The organism is Rhodococcus sp. UFZ-B548 (genome assembly GCF_903819475.1).
GTDB classification, from domain to species: Bacteria; Actinomycetota; Actinomycetes; order Mycobacteriales; family Mycobacteriaceae; genus Rhodococcus_F; species Rhodococcus_F erythropolis.
This window is the reverse complement of the sequence record NZ_CAIJDS010000011.1, coordinates 65,413-81,473: the sequence shown is the minus strand read 5'-3', so window position 1 is coordinate 81,473 and position 16,061 is coordinate 65,413. Positions and strand designations below refer to the sequence as shown.

General features: G+C 62.0%; 14 protein-coding genes and 1 tRNA gene. 4 read left to right on the top strand and 11 right to left on the bottom strand.

Annotated features, from left to right (window positions below; translation table 11 throughout):
- The first annotated feature begins 15 nt into the window (after nucleotides 1-15).
- The 3 genes from H7C86_RS12540 to H7C86_RS12530 are packed head-to-tail and all read left to right on the top strand — an operon-like array spanning nucleotide 16 to nucleotide 3,166.
- Nucleotides 16-1,029, top strand: a complete 1,014-nt coding sequence (locus tag H7C86_RS12540) for a Fe2+-enterobactin ABC transporter substrate-binding protein (RefSeq protein WP_029538034.1) — start codon at nucleotides 16-18, stop codon at nucleotides 1,027-1,029.
- Nucleotides 1,026-2,327 (top strand): enterobactin transporter EntS, encoded by a 1,302-nt coding sequence (entS, locus tag H7C86_RS12535; RefSeq protein ID WP_182261620.1) that lies wholly within the window; start codon nucleotides 1,026-1,028, stop codon nucleotides 2,325-2,327. Before H7C86_RS12540 ends, entS begins: the two co-directional genes overlap by 4 nt.
- Nucleotides 2,324-3,166 (top strand): siderophore-interacting protein, encoded by an 843-nt coding sequence (locus H7C86_RS12530; RefSeq protein ID WP_182261619.1) that lies wholly within the window; start codon nucleotides 2,324-2,326, stop codon nucleotides 3,164-3,166. The genes entS and H7C86_RS12530 overlap by 4 nt, the downstream gene beginning before the upstream one ends.
- Here H7C86_RS12530 and H7C86_RS12525 read toward each other — a convergent pair.
- Nucleotides 3,118-4,563: an MFS transporter gene (locus H7C86_RS12525; protein ID WP_182261618.1), complete on the bottom strand. Its 1,446-nt coding sequence runs from the start codon at nucleotides 4,561-4,563 to the stop codon at nucleotides 3,118-3,120. The genes H7C86_RS12530 and H7C86_RS12525 overlap by 49 nt on opposite strands.
- Before the next feature lie 522 nt (nucleotides 4,564-5,085).
- On the opposite strand from H7C86_RS12525, the gene H7C86_RS12520 reads away from it, so the two are divergent.
- Nucleotides 5,086-5,475 carry a hypothetical protein gene (locus tag H7C86_RS12520; RefSeq protein ID WP_070797193.1) on the top strand — a complete coding sequence of 130 codons (390 nt, stop codon included), beginning with the start codon at nucleotides 5,086-5,088 and terminating at the stop codon, nucleotides 5,473-5,475.
- Nucleotides 5,476-5,602: 127 nt separating this feature from the next.
- Here H7C86_RS12520 and H7C86_RS12515 read toward each other — a convergent pair whose 3' ends face one another.
- The 10 genes from H7C86_RS12515 to nuoL all read right to left on the bottom strand — a co-directional run bounded on the left by H7C86_RS12515 (nucleotide 5,603) and on the right by nuoL (nucleotide 16,060).
- Nucleotides 5,603-7,228: an ABC transporter permease gene (locus H7C86_RS12515; RefSeq protein WP_182261617.1), complete on the bottom strand. Its 1,626-nt coding sequence runs from the start codon at nucleotides 7,226-7,228 to the stop codon at nucleotides 5,603-5,605.
- Complete coding sequence (locus H7C86_RS12510; RefSeq protein ID WP_182261616.1) at nucleotides 7,225-8,016, bottom strand: ABC transporter ATP-binding protein; 792 nt, start codon at nucleotides 8,014-8,016, stop codon at nucleotides 7,225-7,227. Before H7C86_RS12510 ends, H7C86_RS12515 begins: the two co-directional genes overlap by 4 nt.
- A 121-nt stretch (nucleotides 8,017-8,137) precedes the next feature.
- Nucleotides 8,138-8,208 (bottom strand) — tRNA-Cys (locus H7C86_RS12505).
- A 103-nt stretch (nucleotides 8,209-8,311) separates the two neighbouring features.
- Nucleotides 8,312-8,938 carry a trans-aconitate 2-methyltransferase gene (locus tag H7C86_RS12500; protein ID WP_019748160.1) on the bottom strand — a complete coding sequence of 209 codons (627 nt, stop codon included), beginning with the start codon at nucleotides 8,936-8,938 and terminating at the stop codon, nucleotides 8,312-8,314.
- A 20-nt stretch (nucleotides 8,939-8,958) separates the two neighbouring features.
- The gene (locus H7C86_RS12495; RefSeq protein WP_182261615.1) at nucleotides 8,959-9,678 is read right to left on the bottom strand and encodes a hypothetical protein; all 720 of its coding nucleotides are present in this window, start codon (nucleotides 9,676-9,678) and stop codon (nucleotides 8,959-8,961) included.
- A complete protein-coding gene (locus H7C86_RS12490) occupies nucleotides 9,675-10,259 on the bottom strand; it encodes an RNA polymerase sigma factor (protein WP_182261614.1) in 585 nt (194 codons plus the stop codon). Before H7C86_RS12490 ends, H7C86_RS12495 begins: the two co-directional genes overlap by 4 nt.
- Before the next feature lie 30 nt (nucleotides 10,260-10,289).
- Nucleotides 10,290-10,973 (bottom strand): lysoplasmalogenase, encoded by a 684-nt coding sequence (locus tag H7C86_RS12485; RefSeq protein ID WP_029255226.1) that lies wholly within the window; start codon nucleotides 10,971-10,973, stop codon nucleotides 10,290-10,292.
- Nucleotides 10,974-10,977: 4 nt separating this feature from the next.
- Nucleotides 10,978-12,573, bottom strand: a complete 1,596-nt coding sequence (gene nuoN / locus H7C86_RS12480) for an NADH-quinone oxidoreductase subunit NuoN (RefSeq protein WP_182261613.1) — start codon at nucleotides 12,571-12,573, stop codon at nucleotides 10,978-10,980.
- Nucleotides 12,570-14,174 (bottom strand): NADH-quinone oxidoreductase subunit M, encoded by a 1,605-nt coding sequence (locus H7C86_RS12475; protein ID WP_182261612.1) that lies wholly within the window; start codon nucleotides 14,172-14,174, stop codon nucleotides 12,570-12,572. Before H7C86_RS12475 ends, nuoN begins: the two co-directional genes overlap by 4 nt.
- Nucleotides 14,168-16,060: an NADH-quinone oxidoreductase subunit L gene (gene nuoL / locus H7C86_RS12470; protein ID WP_182261611.1), complete on the bottom strand. Its 1,893-nt coding sequence runs from the start codon at nucleotides 16,058-16,060 to the stop codon at nucleotides 14,168-14,170. The genes H7C86_RS12475 and nuoL overlap by 7 nt, the downstream gene beginning before the upstream one ends.
- Nucleotide 16,061 lies beyond the last annotated feature (1 nt).

Sequence of the window (16,061 nt, the reverse complement as noted above, 5' to 3'; positions counted from 1 at the left end):
AATGGGAGCTCAATGATGAAGTCCACACCGCCCCTCGCGATACGGAGTTGGCGACGATTCGTCGCCATCGCAGGGTTGCTGATCGTCGCACTCGTGGCGATGATCGGTTGCAGTAGCGATTCGAACGACGAACCGACCAAGGCCGCAGAGCCCACGACGCGCGTGATCGAAACCGAAAAGGGCTCGGTCACCGTGCCCGCGTCGGCGGAGCGTATCGTGGTTCTGAGCGGCGGTCTCGCCGGATACCTGTACGCCCTGGACGCACCGGTGGTTGCCACCGATACCCGCGTCCTCGGCGTCACGAACCTCGACGGTGGATTCCCGCCGGCATGGTCGGATGCCGCAAAGGCGCAGGGCACCAAGGAATTGCCGGCCGGCGAGCAGCTCAACATCGAAGCCGTCGCGGCGGCTGAACCCGACCTGATCATCGGCGGTGGACAGGGCATCACCTCGGTTCAGGCCGAGGAACTCTACGACCAGCTGACCGCTATCGCTCCCACCGTGTTGGTCCCCAAGACGGTCGCCAACTGGGACAAGCAGCTCGAGATCGTCGCCGATGCCGCGGGTCGTTCGGACAAGGTTCCGGCGCTGATCAGCGCGTACGACGACAAGGTCAAAGAGGTCAAGGGCAAGATCAAGGTTCCCGAGGGCAACGTCGTCTACATTCTCTCGCTCGCCAACAACAAGCCGTACCTCGTGCCGCCGACGGCAGCGCTCCCCGCAATGCTCGCCGAGCTCGGTTTCAAGGCCGACGACGTCATGGCCAAGGCCGGCAACCCGCAGCTCTTCGGCTCGGGTGACTCGTTCGAGGTCAGCCCGGAACTGCTCTCGCAGGTCGCCGATGCTCCTGTCGCCTTCGTGATTCCGGTGTCCGGTCGCCCGATGGCCGAGCTTGCCACCGATCCGCTCTACTCGCAGTTGCCGTCCTTCAAGGCAGGCACGACGTTCGAGCTCCCCGCCACCAGCTACCGTCCTGACTACGACGGCGCAATGGCTACGCTCGACCTGATCGGCCAGACCTTCGCATGACTCGATTCGGTGGGCTGGTGATCGATGTTTCACCGTTGCGGACCAGCCGTCCATTCAGGTACGCGTTTTCCGCGCGATTGATCTCGCTGCTCGGGATCGGACTGCTCGTCGTAGCCGTTCCCGCGCAGACGTACCAGCTCACCGGGTCAACCTTGCAGGTTGCCGGAGTGTCCACGGCGATGGCCATCGCCATGTTCTTCGGCAGCCTGTTCGGCGGTGTGCTCGCTGATCGTTACGACCGGCGACGCACCATCCAGTTGGCCCGCAGTGCTGCGGGTCTCGGCTTTGTCATTCTCGGGTGCAATGCGCTCTTGCCACACCCGTCGATGTGGGTCATCTACGTCGCGGCAGCTGTTGACGGCTTGGCCGGCGGTGTCAGCAGCTCGGCCTTGATGGCTTTGATGCCGACGTTGTTGCCGCGCAACAAGATGGCTGCGGCCGGCGCTTTGGTAGCGCTGACCACCGACATCGGGACGATGATCTCGCCGGCAATCGCCGGCGTGATCATCGCCTCCGGCGGCATCCCCGCGACATACTTTGTTGCTGCGGTGGCCACCGCAGCAACTGTCACGTTGTTCCAAGCCATCGGCCCTTCCCCTGCACCGGGCACGAATCACGAAAGCCCGATGCGCGCGCTTGTGACCGGCGTGAAATTCGCCGGCACGCACACAGTCATTCGCGGCATCCTGATCAGCGGACTGTTGGTCATGTTCGTCAGCGGGCCTATGGTGTTGCTGCCTGCCTTCGTCGACCAGGTTCTCGGCGGCGGACCCACCATGCTCGGTCTGCTCTACGGCGCCCCCGCTGTCGGCGCTGTGATCGGTTCACTCACCAGCGGGTGGACGGGACGAGTCCACCGCAACGGCGCCGCAATGTTGATCTCTGTTGCGCTGATGCCTCTCGGCCTGGTGGTACTGGGTGCGTCGGGAGCAGCGATTGTCGCGTTCCTGGGCCTGGCCGGATTCGGCCTCGGCCGCGCACTCAACGACATTCTGAGATTTGCAGTCCTTCAACAGAACACGCCGGACGAATTGCGCGGACGCGTGTCCAGTCTGTGGATGGTGCAAGCCGTCACGGGTACGGCGATCGGTTCGATGGCAGCCGGGTTCCTCGGGCAGTGGCTCGAGCCTGGCGCTGCGCTGCTGGCCTTGGGGCTCGCCGGTGTGACACTGGGCCTGGTGCTCCTGGCAGCATTGGGTTCGGTGCGCCGGGTAACTTCGGAGATCAACGAAGTCGATCACTCCGAAAACACTGTGCCGGTGGGGAATGCTCCGCCGGAAAAGGAAGGTAGTTCATGAACCGAGGAGACCACCTCGCGACCATCGCCGAAGTTCTGGCGGGAACCACCGGCGCAAAAGTGCCGTACCCCATCGGCATTCGCGAACTCGAAGTTGTTCGCAGCGAAATGGTCGGGACCGGACTGTTGCGTCTGACCTTGGGTGGACCGGAGTTGGCGGGCTTCGAATCGCACGCTCCCGACGAGCATGTCCGCCTGGTGTACCCGGATGCAGACGGAACTTTGCGTCTACCCGAACGCGACGGATTCAGCCTGAAGTGGCCTCGTCCATTGCCGATCTCGCGTGAGTACACCGTCCGTCGATACGACGCCGAGGCGGGGGAGCTGGACCTCGACTTCGCGCTCCACGAAGGTGGGTACGCCTCTGATTGGGCTCAGGCGGCCACCGTCGGCACTCGGGTGCACGTGGCAGGTCCGCCCGGCGGCGTCGTAGTTCCATGGACGTACGACCGCTATCTGCTAGCCGGTGACATCACCGCCCTTCCTGCCATTGCTCGTTGGCTCGAGATGATGCCCGCTGCTGCCGCCGGGTGGGTGTTCGTCGAGATCACCGACCCTTCACAGGAAATCCAACTCACTGTTCCGGAAGGCGTCGAGGTGCGATGGCTGCACCGCGGTGACGTCCCAGCCGGTCACTCGGATCTACTCGAGCAGGCAGTCCGGACGGTCACCGTGCCCGAAGGTGAGCGCCTCTACACCTGGATCTCCGGTGAGGCCACCAGTCTCAAGCCGATTCGCAGATTCGTACGCGACGAACTCGGCCTGAGTTCGGGCGACCACCTGATCACGGGCTACTGGAAGCGCGGAGTCGCAGACTTCGACGAGGACGACGACCACTGAACATCGGTTGACGCCGGTTTCGGCATCGTCACCGCGACAACGAGTCCGACAATCGCAACGATTGCCGCTACTCCGAAAGCCGTGGCGAATGCCGAGTGCTGGGGAAGGCCGCCGGATGAAGTCGCGCTCGCGATGATCCCGGCGGCAATTTGGGTTCCCACAGCAGAACCCAGCGATCTGGCGATAGTGACTATTGCCGTCGTGACACCTACGCGGTCTGCCGGTGCGCTGTCGGCGGAGATGACGAACACTGCCGTCGACGCGGCGGCAACGCCGGTACCCGCAAGGATCAGCACCACAACGATCTGCCACATCGTGGTTGCAAAGACCCCGACGGCGCCGCTGAGGCCGAGAAAGGCAACTCCCGCTACCGCAATGGCTTTCGTGCCGACCCGTTGCGCGAGCTTTCCGGAGATCACCGACGCGATCATCGCTGCGCCGTAGCCGACGCACAGTAGGAAGCCGATGGCGCTGGTCGACGCACCGCGGCCGAATCCACTCTCCTCCGGCACGGCGAGTTGTTGCGGAAGTAGATAGACAACAGCGCCGTAAGTGAACCCGAAAACCACGCCGACGACCACGGCGCTCCACATCGAACGATGCCGCATCATCGTCAGGTCGACCATCGGCTCGGTTGTCCGGCTCTGATACCTGGCCCAGATCGTGAACACGGCAGCGGAAGCGAGAAGCAGCAGCATCGACGTCGGTGCGCCCCACCCGTTGCTCGATGCGCTCGCCAGCCACGCCGTCAGCGTCAACAACCCCAGAGCCAATCCGGCAGCTCCCGGCCAATCGAGTCGGCCGCCGACGTTCGACCTGTGATCTCGTGGTGTGCTCACGGCAAAAGCAATTGCCCCGAGCAAAACGAACGCGGTCGGAACTGCATACATCGCGCTGCGTGAGACGTTTTCCTCGACGGGCCCGGCCAATACGACTCCCAGAGCGCCGCCGGCCACGACGACAGCCCCGAGCAAACCCGTGGCCGTCTTGAGTCGGTCCGAGGACAAAGTGCGTCGTAGGACCACGAAGCTCACGGGAAGCAACCCGAGCCCGAATCCCTGGAGAAACTGGCCGAGGACGAACAGCGGGAAGATCGTTGCAAGAGCGGACACGCTGCCGCCCAGGACGACGATTGTCGTGATCGCGAGCAAGGTGGGGCGGGCGCCGTACACGTCGGCTATTCGCCCGGCCATCGGCGTGACGAGAACAGTGCTCAACGTCAGAGCGACGGATGCGAGCGCTCCGACGTCGGCCGTTACTCCGAAGTCTCTCTGTATCAGGGGGAGTGCGGGGACGATGATGCTTTCGAGCGCGGCTACGGCAGCGATCAGCAGGGTCAGGCTTGCGATAGTTGCTACCGGTCGCGGCTGATTTCCGGAGATGCTCTCTGTGGTCATCGTGCTCTCTTTCGATCGGGGAGTGAGGGGCTTCTGGACACGACGAAGCGCCGCCCCAGCAAGAGTCCGGAAGGGTTGTGGCACTGGGTATATCGGTCAGTGCAGTAGAGCGTCTTGTTATTTCGTTACGCGTATCGGTATTGTGGAGAAATGTAATCGGATTCAGCGCACAAAGCAAGAGTCGGATGGGGCGGAATTGGCGCGAAGTATCGCGAGATCACAGCCGGCAGACTTTCGATGTTGTGGTCGGTCAGGGTCAGGTGATGTGACGATGAGGCGTATTTCTCGTCGAACATGACGCTGGTCACCAAAAGGGCTCTGCCAGCAGGGAGTTCATCTGCCGGACACATCCAAGGTCCCCGTTTGAATGCCGGGTTTGTTAGCTTTCTGCCTGTGACGCGACGTCACGGAAAGTTTACGAATCACGGAGGATCATCATGGGTTCTATTTCAACGATCATCGGCATCTTCGAGCTCTACAAGCTGCTCGAGCCGCTGCTGAGTTCGCTGAGCTGATTCAGGTGTGATTTCGCTGTCGAGCCGGGGCGCCGAGGGACTCGGCTCGGCAGCGGATCTCGAGGATCCGGCGCGATCAGGACCCGTGGAACGGATGTCGGCACCGGCAGAATTCCATCGCTCCGGTGTAGTGGTCCATCACCAGGATTTCTGCGCACCGAGCGGGTTGGGGTGCGAACCTGAGGCAGCGCTCGATCCAGCCGCGCTCGAGCGAAGGGGCCGGGTGCGCGCAGTTCCCGCATCGGCCGGGACGTTCGGCGACACGTACGGAACCGTGGTGCTCCGGGGGCATGCCAAACATCTTGGTGGTGCGATGTTTCCAGGGCAATGGTTCGGCTCGAGCGGAAGCTATGTCACGAAAGCGCCGGCGGCGATATGCGAGGACCGAACCCGTTGAGGCTGCGCTACCTGGCTACCTGGCTACCTGGCTCCTTGATAATCCGATTGCCCAGACTGAGTTTTTTTGGTGCCAGCTGCGGCTACTGCGCTGACGCCCAGAAATTCTCGGACTATCTGGGCAACGATCATGTGGTGGTAACCGCGAACAGAATCCGATCCGGCTCGCGTTGCATACGGGTGATCGCGACGCGGCCCCCGATCCAAGCACCAAGTGCACCAATCGCAACAGCGACAGGGATGGCGAAATAGTTCACCGGGTTCGGTAGCAGCGCCCCGAGTAGCACGCCGGGCGCCGTTGTCGCGGCGAAGATGACGATGGCGAGGATGATCAGTCCGAAGGACGAGCCGTTGAAGGACCCGCGGGTGTTGGAGGAGAACGTCTTCTTCATCTCCGGAACCGGGTAGGGCGCTTTGGCGGATATCGCCACTACCAATCCTGCACCGACTCCCATCATCGAAATGCCGACGGCGATCGGCACGGCCAGTCGGTCGGTCCCGAGGTCCCCGAAGATCCGTACAGCAGCTGTTGCGACGACCACGAAGGGTGTCATCACGATTGCCCACGCGATTTGTCGGCCCCGGACGTCAGCGGCAGCGGCTTCGGGGATCATCACCAGATGCCAGATCGATGCGCCGTCGAATCCGTACAGATTCGATCCGGCTGCCATTGCCAGGTAGATCACGAACCACGCACCCCATGCGGCGGAGAAGGGGATCGATGACGAGATCAGCGGTCCGAAGCCGGAGACCAAGGTCATGATGGCAACGGAGAGCAGTTGTGTTCGTCGGCGCATGTCTCCGTGCCAGAGCGAAAGCTCGCGAGAGATGACGGTGCCCAGTCGGGATGCGCGCCAACCGGTTCGAATGTCGCGGCCCTGGTTCTTCAATTGCACGGAAGTGGCGCCCGCTGATTCTGCGACCTTCCCGTTGAAGTAGCGAACGACCAGGCGTTGCCATGACCACAGCAGTGCGAGATCGACCAGCACCAGGGCGAGGACTGCTCCGGCGGCTAGGAGCCAGGCGCCTCCTGCTGCTGCGTCGACACTGGTGATTCCCCACGCGAACGGTATCGAATGCGCGACCGTGAGCGGCCACGTGACGTCGCCGTCCACGACCGTGCCGAGGCGACTCTGCAGCGGAAATTGCAGCAGATGCAGTGCGCCGAAGAACGTGCCGAATGCCAACAGTCCCAGTTCGCGGCTGCGACGACTCCGCAGGAGCTGCGACAGCGCCAGCATCGCGACCCGTGAGGTGCCGACAATGAGCAGGACCGTTGCGGGCCAAGCGATAATGGCCAATGGCAGTGCGGCAGGGTGGTGTGTAGCGGCATAAATTGGAATCGCTGCGGCAGCCAACGCGGTAATCGGCACGGTCATACCGACCAGCGACGTCGAGAACAGTGCTCTGGCGAGCCGGGCAGGTTCGAGGGGGAGTAGTTGGAACTGTCTGGGGTGAAGATTGTCATCTGACAGACCAGACATGATCGGCATCAAGATCCACATCACGCCGATAGCCGACAGTGCGAGACTGGTTGTGCCGCTGACGATTTCGGAAGAGCCCCCGCTCGTCCCCGAGGCTTGCAGGCACAGCAGAGCCGCTCCCAGAACCCCGAAGAGTGCTGCCACGACTTTGATGACGGCTCTGCCGCCGGTGAATTGACGTTTGTAGAGGGTCATGCGCATTCGAAGGACCGTGCGCCACACAGAGTCCGACGTGTTCCAGTGTGTCGGTGAAAAGCTGGTGGTGGTCATGCGCGCATCCATGACAGTCCGTCGGGATTGGGACTGCGGCTGCCGACAAGGCGAACGAATGCCTCGTCGAGAGTGTTGCCTGCGCGCACCTCGTCGACCGTTCCTGAAGCCACGACGCGCCCGTCTGCGATGACTCCGATGTGAGTACACAGTTGTTCGACAAGGGCCATCACGTGACTGGAAAGAATGACCGAGCCACCTGAGTGGACGAACGAGAGCAGAATGCTCCGAATTCCGGCCGAAGAAATGGGGTCGACAGCTTCGAACGGCTCATCCAGTACCAGTAAGCGAGGGCCGTGCAACAAGGCCGAGGCCAACCCGATTTTCTTCGTCATGCCCGCTGAATAATCGGCGATGACCGTTCCACCTGCATTGGCGAGATCGAGCGCGGCCAACAGTTCGTCGCGTCGTGACGCGATGACGTCCTCTGGCATACCGCGCAGTCGCCCGAAATAGGTGAGTAGTTCATGACCGGTGAACTGGGCGGGTAGCGCCAGACCGTCGGGTAGAACGCCGAGCAGACTCTTCGCTGCCACAGGGTCGTTCCACACGTCGTAGCCGTACACCAGGCTGCGACCGTAGTGCGGGCGAAGCAATCCGACAGCCATCGACAGTGTGGTCGTTTTTCCCGCACCGTTAGGGCCCACCAGGCCGAACAACGAACCTGAGGGCACCGCGAGGGAAAGGTCGTTCACAGCGACTTTCGCGCCGAACGCCATGCAGAGGTGTTCTACCTGTAAGGCCATCGGTCCGGGAGGCAACTGGCCTGTCTCGGGGAGAGGGTGCATCGATCGAGGGTAACTGTCCGGAGCCCTGTGCGCGGAGACAGAGCGGAGCGATGCAGGCTGCGTGCACCGAATGTCATTGGTAGGTGGTTGGTCGCGGCATGAGTCGCTGGTTCGCAAGCTGAGCGGATGGCAGGAGTCGAACCTGCGTGGACGGTTTTGCAGACCGCTGCCTTGCCGCTCGGCCACACCCGCATTGATCCAATTATGTTCGTAGTGAACAACAGTCGCCAGGATTGTGATCAGGGTGAATTGATCGCCATGTGACGGATTGTAGGGAAGGCGGTGAACTGGCGGGCTAGGCGCGGGAGAACACCGCGACCAGGAATTCGGAATTGTCCTTGAACGGGCGCAGGTCCCACGTGGACAGCAGCAGATCAGCCTCGAGGCCACTCGCGGCCGCGTCGGCGAGAAACTCGGGGAACTCGTAGCCACGGCCGGCACCGAATCCGATGACCACTCGGCCGCTCGGAGCGAGATGACGAGCAAATCCTGACAATACTGCTTGCCTGGTTGACGGAGCGAGAAACGCCATCACGTTGCCTGCCGACACGATGACGTCGAAATTCGCCTCGACACCGCGGGCCGGTAGATCGAGCTCGGAGAGATCGCCGACAAGCCACGTCGGGCCGGGGTGGTCCTCCTCCGCGGCAGCGATGAGAACCGGGTCAACGTCGACTCCGACAACCACATGCCCGACGTCGTGCAGATAACCGCCGAGTCGGCCCGGCCCGCACCCTGCATCGAGAACCCGGCCACCGCGTCCGAGCATCGCGTCGATCAAACGTGCTTCCCCGACAATGTCCTTGCCGTCCGCTCTCATGGAACGGAAACGCTCGACATATCGTGTGGAATGCGTCGAGTCGGCTGCAGTGATCTCTTCCCACTGGCTGGGGATGCGCTCGTTCGGGGCCTGTGCAGTCATCTTTCGAGGGTACCGACAGCTCACCGGGTGCCGACGACCGTCCCGTCTGCGGCATATCCGACGAGAGTTGGACGCGGGAAGGTGAGCGAGAGGGGAATCCATCCGTAGAAGCGGTCTTCGGCAAGAATTGTCGGATAGATTTGGCCGTCTGCGGTGTGAAGTTCGGCCCGAACGGCACCTCCCGCCCCTGCGTCGTAGGTCGCCTCGTGCGAACCGGCCTCGTACCCGGCGCCGCCCCCGAATGAATCTGCGCCGTACAAGTCGTCGTTCGATCTGCAGCCGTGTCCGAGGCTGATGAATTTTGACGGACCAACCTTGTCGGTCTCGGATGACGTCTCGAAAACCGGGGCGACGCACCTCCAGCCATCAGCGCCGTGGGCAACGAAGACGCTGAACACGGTTCCGTCAGGTCCGGGGATGGACCCGACCCGCTTGGCGGTGGACGGATCTATTCCGCCGTTGGTTCCCGGCATGGTATGCCAACCCGAGTACATATCCGTAAACGGTTTAGGCATCATCGCCGTGGCAGCGGCGCAGCCCACCATTCCCGCTGCACAGAGCATCGCGACGAGAGCTACGGCGCCTACTCGGCGGCGTGGAACTCTGGGTGTTCCAATGTTGTTTTCGTCAGCGATGATTCGGATGCGAGTGGCAACCTGGACGTTCTCGGGCCAGAGTTCGGCGGAAAGAGAATCGGTCGGCCGCAGCTTCTCGAGGGTGGTCAGCAGATCTTTGCTCATGGAGTACTCCCGTGTTCGGCGGCAGCGCAAGGTCGGGCGGTGTTCATCGGGATCGCGGTGTCAGGTTCTGAAGCCAGCCCGGTGCTCAATCGACGCCGAGCGCGAAAGAGTCGAACATGCATGGCTGGAACCGAACACCCGGCGACCCGCGCTGCTTCGGTGGCGGTCAATCCGTCCCAGGCAGTCAGGAGTAGGGCTTCACGCTCGGTGACGGTGAGTGTTGTCAGTGCTTCGAGCAGTTCTGCGCGGTCGGTGACAGTAACGTCGGCGCCCGGCGTCGATGCCGCGATCTGCTCGATTCGTCGCATCTTCTCGGTCAACGCATCGTGGCGCCGAACACTTCGACGGTTGTTGTTCACGGTGTTTCGAGCCACCACCAACAGCCATGGAAGTGCCTGTTCGGGCACCTCGTCCAAGCGTCGCCAGGCAACGAGGAACGTCTCGGAGACAACTTCCTGTGCGCTGTGGTGATCAACGTGGCGGCAGGTGTACGCGAACACCCGACCGGCGTAGGCGTCCCACAGGACGGTGAAACGCTCTTCGTCGCTCGGTGGTGGCCCGTCCTCGGATTTCGGCGTCATAAGAAGAGATGTCCGGCTGGTTGCTGATCCTTACAGCGTGGGCGCCAATGGACGGTATGCCGTGTTACTCCGGCCGAGGATTCCGACGGTCAGGAGCAACAACGCAAGGATGTACAGCGTCATGATCCAGATGCCGGCAGCGGCAGGCTGCCACTTGTTCGCCTGACCGAGCAGGATCAGGGCGTCAGAGGTGAGGAACAGTGCGCCGCCGATACCGGTGATCGTGTTGTAGGCCAGTGCGGTGGACGCGGTTCCCACCAGGATTGCGGCGTACACAGGGACGGCAATCCGAAGTGCCGGTTCGAGACCGGTCCAGGCGTACGACACAAGGGCAATTCCGGCAACGGCGTACGCGCACAAAAACCATGGCCGCCTTCGTATCTCCCGAAGAGCGCCGTGCGAGAGAAAGAATCGGATGAAACAGACGTGACCGATCGCGAAGGCGGCCATCCCGATGACAAACGTGGAGTCCCAGATCAGGAACAGGTCTCCGAAAGCGCAGGCAATCAGCGCAGCAGCAACAATCCTCGGTCCACCTTGGTCGACAACCCAGGCAGCCAGAATCGGCGCGAGCATGACCTTGGTGATCCCGTCCCAGGGCGCAGCATCAGCGGCATTCAGGATCAGATGAAGAATCGCCACCGCGGAAAACCCGACAAACCATGGCGACCGGAAGGTACTCGGCAGTCCGGCGTCGCGAACAGATTCACGCATCGGCTCAGTGCACGAAGTCCGCTGCACGCTCGGCGAGATCGAGCGCCGGCTGGGGGAGTATGCCGAGGATGAGCGTTACACCGGCGCCGAGGCCGATCACACTGCTGGTCAGTGCACTTGGCACCACGACGGTCGGTGCGTCTTCCGCCGATTCGGTGAAGAACATCAACACGATCACTCGCACGTAGAAGTAGGCGGCGATCGCGCTGCACAGGACGCCGACGATCACGAGAGGCGCCGCCCCACCCTCGGCGGCCGCGCTGAACACCGCGAACTTTCCGATGAACCCACTGGTCAACGGAATCCCGGCGAAAGCCAACAGGAACAGTGCAAACACAACGCCGACCAGTGGTGAGCGTCTGCCCAATCCGGCCCAGCGCGACAGCGCAGCGACCTCACCGTCAGCGTCCCGGACCACACTGACGACGGCGAACGCACCCACGGTGCTGAATCCGTAAGCCAGAAGATAGAACATCGCCGAGGCGAGGCCGGCATCCGAGTCCGCCACCACGGCGGTCAGAATGAATCCGGTGTGCGCGATAGCTGAATAGGCCAGCATTCGCTTCATATCGGTCTGCGTCACGGCAACGATCGATCCGACAACCATCGTGAGAATCGCGACCGCCCACATCAGCGGGCGCCAGTTCACGTATTCATTGGGCAGGGCCACGTAGAAGACCCGAAGGATGGCGCCGAACGCGGCAATCTTGGTCGCAGTCGCCATGAAACTGGTGATCGGCGTCGGCGCCCCTTGATAGACGTCGGGAATCCACGAATGAAACGGCACTGCACCGACTTTGAAAAGCAACCCCACTGCCACCAGGGCCGTTCCGAGCCAGAGGAAGGCGTCGGTGCCCGACCCGATGCGTGCTGCGTCGGCGATACCGGAGAGCGTGACCGTCCCGGCATAGCCGTACAGCAACGCAATTCCGAAAACGAAGAACGCCGACGAAAATGCCCCGAGCAGAAAGTACTTGAGCGCAGCTTCCTGGGAGAGCAGGCGACGTCTGCGTGCCAGACCACACAGGAGATACAGAGGCAGTGAGAACACTTCGAGCGCAACGAACATCGTCAGTAGATCGTTCGAAGCCGGAAACAGCAACATACCGCCGACCGCAAAGAGCGTGAGCGGAAAGACTTCGGTCTGGGCGATACCGACCTTCACTGCTTCTTGCTCCGCAACACTTCCCGGGACGCTCGACGCTTGAGGTGTGAAACTGCCGAGCGCGTCATGTTGCGCAATCACTTCGGTGGTGTTGCCCGAGCCTCGCTCGGCAATCAGCAGTACCGCCGGGATCGACACAAGAAGGATCGTGGCCTGCAAGAACAGCGTCGGTCCGTCGACCGCAACAGAACCCATCATCGCCGTCGACCGCGTGCCGGCGAGCAGAAGCACTGCCACGAACGCAGCCGCCAAACCTCCGACACCGAGGACGAGTTGCACTGGGTACCGAATACGCCGGGGTGCAAAGGCTTCGATGAGTACCCCGACCACCGCAACACCGAACACGATCAACATCGGCGAGAGCAGGCTGTATTCGATACTGGGTGATGCCGCGTCGGCCGAGCCGAGGATGGTCACGTTGTTGAAGGAACTCATTTGTGGACACCTCCTTCGTGGTCGGCGACGAGCGGCGTCGGTGCCTCGTAGACGACGGTGTGGCTCACTGCAGGAGTGATGACGTCCAAGGCAGGCTTGGGGTAGATGCCGAGGAGCAGAAGGAGTGCGATCAGAGGGGCGACCACCACGAGTTCGCGTCGCGCGAGGTCGCGGATCGTTCCCTGCCCTTCCTTCACCGGTCCGCCCATCATGCGCTGATAGAGCCAGAGTATGTAGATCGCGGACAGTACAAGCGCGACAGTCGCCGCGATAGCGGCCACGTGGTAGCGCGAGTACGTTCCGATCAGCACCAGGAACTCACTGACGAACGGCGCGAGACCCGGCAGCGACAGGGTTGCCAACCCCGCAACGAGGAATGTGCCGGCCAGGACGGGTGCGACTTTCTGGACGCCGCCGTACGCCGAGATAGATCGTGTACCTCGCTGCGAGACCAGGAAGCCCGCAATCAAGAACAGCGCGGCGGTGGAGATTCCGTGATTGACCATGTACAGCGCAGAACCTGCTTGGCTCTGGCTGGTCATCGCGAAGATTCCGAGAATGATGAAGCCGAAGTGTGAAATCGACGTGTAGGCGATCAGTCGCATGACGTCTGTCTGCGCGATCGCCAGTATTGCGCCGTAGACGATTCCGATCACGGCGAGCGTGATGATCCACGGTGCAAAAGTCGACGACGACTCCGGGAACAGTTGCAGGCAGTAGCGAATCATCGCGAAGGTGCCTACCTTGTCCACGACCGCCATCATCAACACTGCTGTCGACGGAGTCGATTCCACCGCGGAGTCCGGCAACCAACTGTGTAGCGGCCAGAGCGGTGCCTTGACCGCGAACGCGAACATGAATCCGAGGAACAAGGCGTTGACCACCCCGGGTCCGACGCCGAGTTCACCGCTGCTCGCCGCGGACGCGATCGCTCGGAAGTCGAAAGTGCCGCTGGTGAAGGGACTCTCGTCGCGCGTGGTGACCACGTACAGGCCGATGACCGCAGCGAGCATAACCAGGCCGCCGAGGAGGTTGTAGAGCAGAAACTTCACGGCGGCCCGCGATCGGCCAACTCCACCGAACCCGCCGATGAGGAAATACATCGGTATCAGCATTGCCTCGAAGAAAATATAGAACAGGAGGATATCCAAGGCGCTGAACGAAATCATCACCATGGACTCGACAACAAGGATCAGCGCGAAATAGGTGTGCGGCATCCGCTTGGGTGATGCCGGGTCCGCGGGGACGTCGTTCCAGCCCGCGATCAGAAGTAATGGCACCAGCACTGCGGTGAGAAGAACCAGAACGAGTGCGATTCCGTCAAGTCCGAGTGTGTAGCTGGTACCGAAAGCCGGTATCCAGCTGTGGCTTTCGACGAACTGAAACTGCTCGCCGCCGCGGTCGAACGCAACTCCGAGACCGGCGGCGACCACCAGGACTGCCACGGACACTGCCAGCGCGAGAGATTTGGCAAATTGGTACGACCGTGCAGGCAGAGCGAGGACAACACCCGCTCCGATGAGCGGAAGCAACCAGAGCACCGTCAGCGCAGGGACGCCGGCATTGGTCACAGAGTCGCTCACCGCCGCTTCGATCACCACAGTGTCACCGCCATCATTGTCGCGACCACGAGTGTTGCTCCGACAAACATCACCAGCGCGTACGAACGAACGAACCCGGTCTGCAGCTTCCGCGTGAGCGTGGACAACCCGGTGACGACCACCGCAAAGCTACCCACGACGCCGCCTATTCCCTTGGTGTCGACCACTTCCAGCGACTTGGTGAGTTGTTGTCCCGGCTTCATGAACACCGCCTCGTTGAAGGCGTCACCGTACAGATCACGGCGAGCCGCAACGGTCAACGGAGAAACCGGAGTCGGTGCCACCACGGGAATCTCCCGTGTGGCGTACTCGCGATAAGCAATCGCGACGCCGGCGGCAACTGCGAGCAGCGCCAGCGCGGTGATCGACCATGCGGGTATCGGCGGTTCGACGTGATGGGAGCCGACAACCGGTTCCAGCCAGTTCTGCAAGCTGGACCCGATGGTGAGGAGCATGCCGGCCCCGACGGATCCCACCGCCAGAATGATCATCGGAGACGTCATCACCGCCGGAGATTCGTGAGGTTTCTGGTTCTCCCAGCGGGCTTTCCCGAAGAAGGTCATCAGCATCACGCGGGTCATGTAGAAGGCAGTGAGCGCCGCACCCAAGAGCGTGACGATGCCAAGCACAACACCCTTGACGCCGCCCTCGCCGATTGCAACCTCGATGATCTTGTCCTTGGAGAAGAACCCGGCAAATGGCGGAACACCGATGATGGCAAGATATCCGAGCCCGAACGTGACAAAAGTCAGTGGCATGAACGCCCGGAGTCCGCCGTAGCGCCGCATGTCGGTTTCGTCGTTCATCGCGTGCATCACGGAGCCGGCGCCGAGGAACAGGCCCGCCTTGAAGAATCCGTGGGTGATCAGATGAAGGATTGCGAAGGCGTATCCGGCTGGTCCGAGACCCGCGGCCAGGACCATGTATCCGATCTGACTCATGGTCGATGCGGCGAGCGCTTTCTTGATGTCGTCCTTCGCACAGCCGATGATCGCACCGAACAGGAGCGTCACGGCACCGACGATGACAACCACGAGTTGAGCGTCGGGCGCGAGATCGAAGATCGGATTGGAGCGCACGATCAGGTAGACGCCGGCGGTGACCATCGTGGCCGCGTGAATCAGAGCCGAAACGGGGGTAGGGCCCTCCATCGCGTCGCCGAGCCACGACTGCAGCGGCACTTGCGCCGACTTCGCGCACGCAGCGAGGAGGAGCATCAGACCGATCGCCGTCAGGACACCTTCGCTTGCGCCGGACGCGTCGCCGAAGACATTGCTGAACGAGAGCGAGCCGAATGTGCTGAACATCAACATCATTGCGATCATCAATCCGATGTCGCCCACCCGATTGACGACAAAAGCCTTCTTGGCGGCAGTCGCCGCCGACGGCTTGTGCTGCCAGAAGCCGATCAGCAGGTATGACGCCAAACCGACGCCTTCCCAGCCGACGTAGAGTCCGAGGAAGTTGTCGGCGAGCACCAGAAGCAGCATTGCAGCGAGGAAAAGATTGAGGTACGCGAAGAACTTACGACGCTCGGGGTCGTGCGCCATGTATCCGACCGAGTAGATGTGGATCAGCGAACCTACACCGGTGATGAGCAGAACGAAACACATCGACAGTTGGTCCAGTTGCAGTCCGAACTCGACCTGAAGACTGTCGACCGGGACCCAACTGAACAGGTGCTCGGTGACGGTGCGGTCGGCGGTGTCACGGCCGAGCATGGCGATGAAAAACACCACTGCGACGACAAACGACGCGATAGCCATGACGCAGGCAAGCAGGTGACCCCACGCGTTCGTGCGACGACCGGCCAGCAAAAGGACAGCGGCGCCGCACAGCGGCAGGGCGGGGAGCAACCAGATGGCGGACGTGATTCCTCCTGACATA

What these genes read in the sequence shown, in the direction of transcription:
- H7C86_RS12510 (WP_182261616.1), bottom strand. Translation starts at nt 8,016, where the DNA reads ATGCACCCTCTCCCCGAGACAGGCCAGTTGCCTCCCGGACCGATGGCC.
- entS (WP_182261620.1), top strand. Translation starts at nt 1,026, where the DNA reads ATGACTCGATTCGGTGGGCTGGTGATCGATGTTTCACCGTTGCGGACC.
- H7C86_RS12485 (WP_029255226.1), bottom strand. Translation starts at nt 10,973, where the DNA reads ATGCGTGAATCTGTTCGCGACGCCGGACTGCCGAGTACCTTCCGGTCG.
- nuoL (WP_182261611.1), bottom strand. Translation starts at nt 16,060, where the DNA reads ATGTCAGGAGGAATCACGTCCGCCATCTGGTTGCTCCCCGCCCTGCCG.
- H7C86_RS12495 (WP_182261615.1), bottom strand. Translation starts at nt 9,678, where the DNA reads ATGAGCAAAGATCTGCTGACCACCCTCGAGAAGCTGCGGCCGACCGAT.
- H7C86_RS12540 (WP_029538034.1), top strand. Translation starts at nt 16, where the DNA reads ATGAAGTCCACACCGCCCCTCGCGATACGGAGTTGGCGACGATTCGTC.
- H7C86_RS12515 (WP_182261617.1), bottom strand. Translation starts at nt 7,228, where the DNA reads ATGACCACCACCAGCTTTTCACCGACACACTGGAACACGTCGGACTCT.
- H7C86_RS12530 (WP_182261619.1), top strand. Translation starts at nt 2,324, where the DNA reads ATGAACCGAGGAGACCACCTCGCGACCATCGCCGAAGTTCTGGCGGGA.
- H7C86_RS12525 (WP_182261618.1), bottom strand. Translation starts at nt 4,563, where the DNA reads ATGACCACAGAGAGCATCTCCGGAAATCAGCCGCGACCGGTAGCAACT.
- H7C86_RS12490 (WP_182261614.1), bottom strand. Translation starts at nt 10,259, where the DNA reads ATGACGCCGAAATCCGAGGACGGGCCACCACCGAGCGACGAAGAGCGT.
- nuoN (WP_182261613.1), bottom strand. Translation starts at nt 12,573, where the DNA reads ATGAGTTCCTTCAACAACGTGACCATCCTCGGCTCGGCCGACGCGGCA.
- H7C86_RS12500 (WP_019748160.1), bottom strand. Translation starts at nt 8,938, where the DNA reads ATGACTGCACAGGCCCCGAACGAGCGCATCCCCAGCCAGTGGGAAGAG.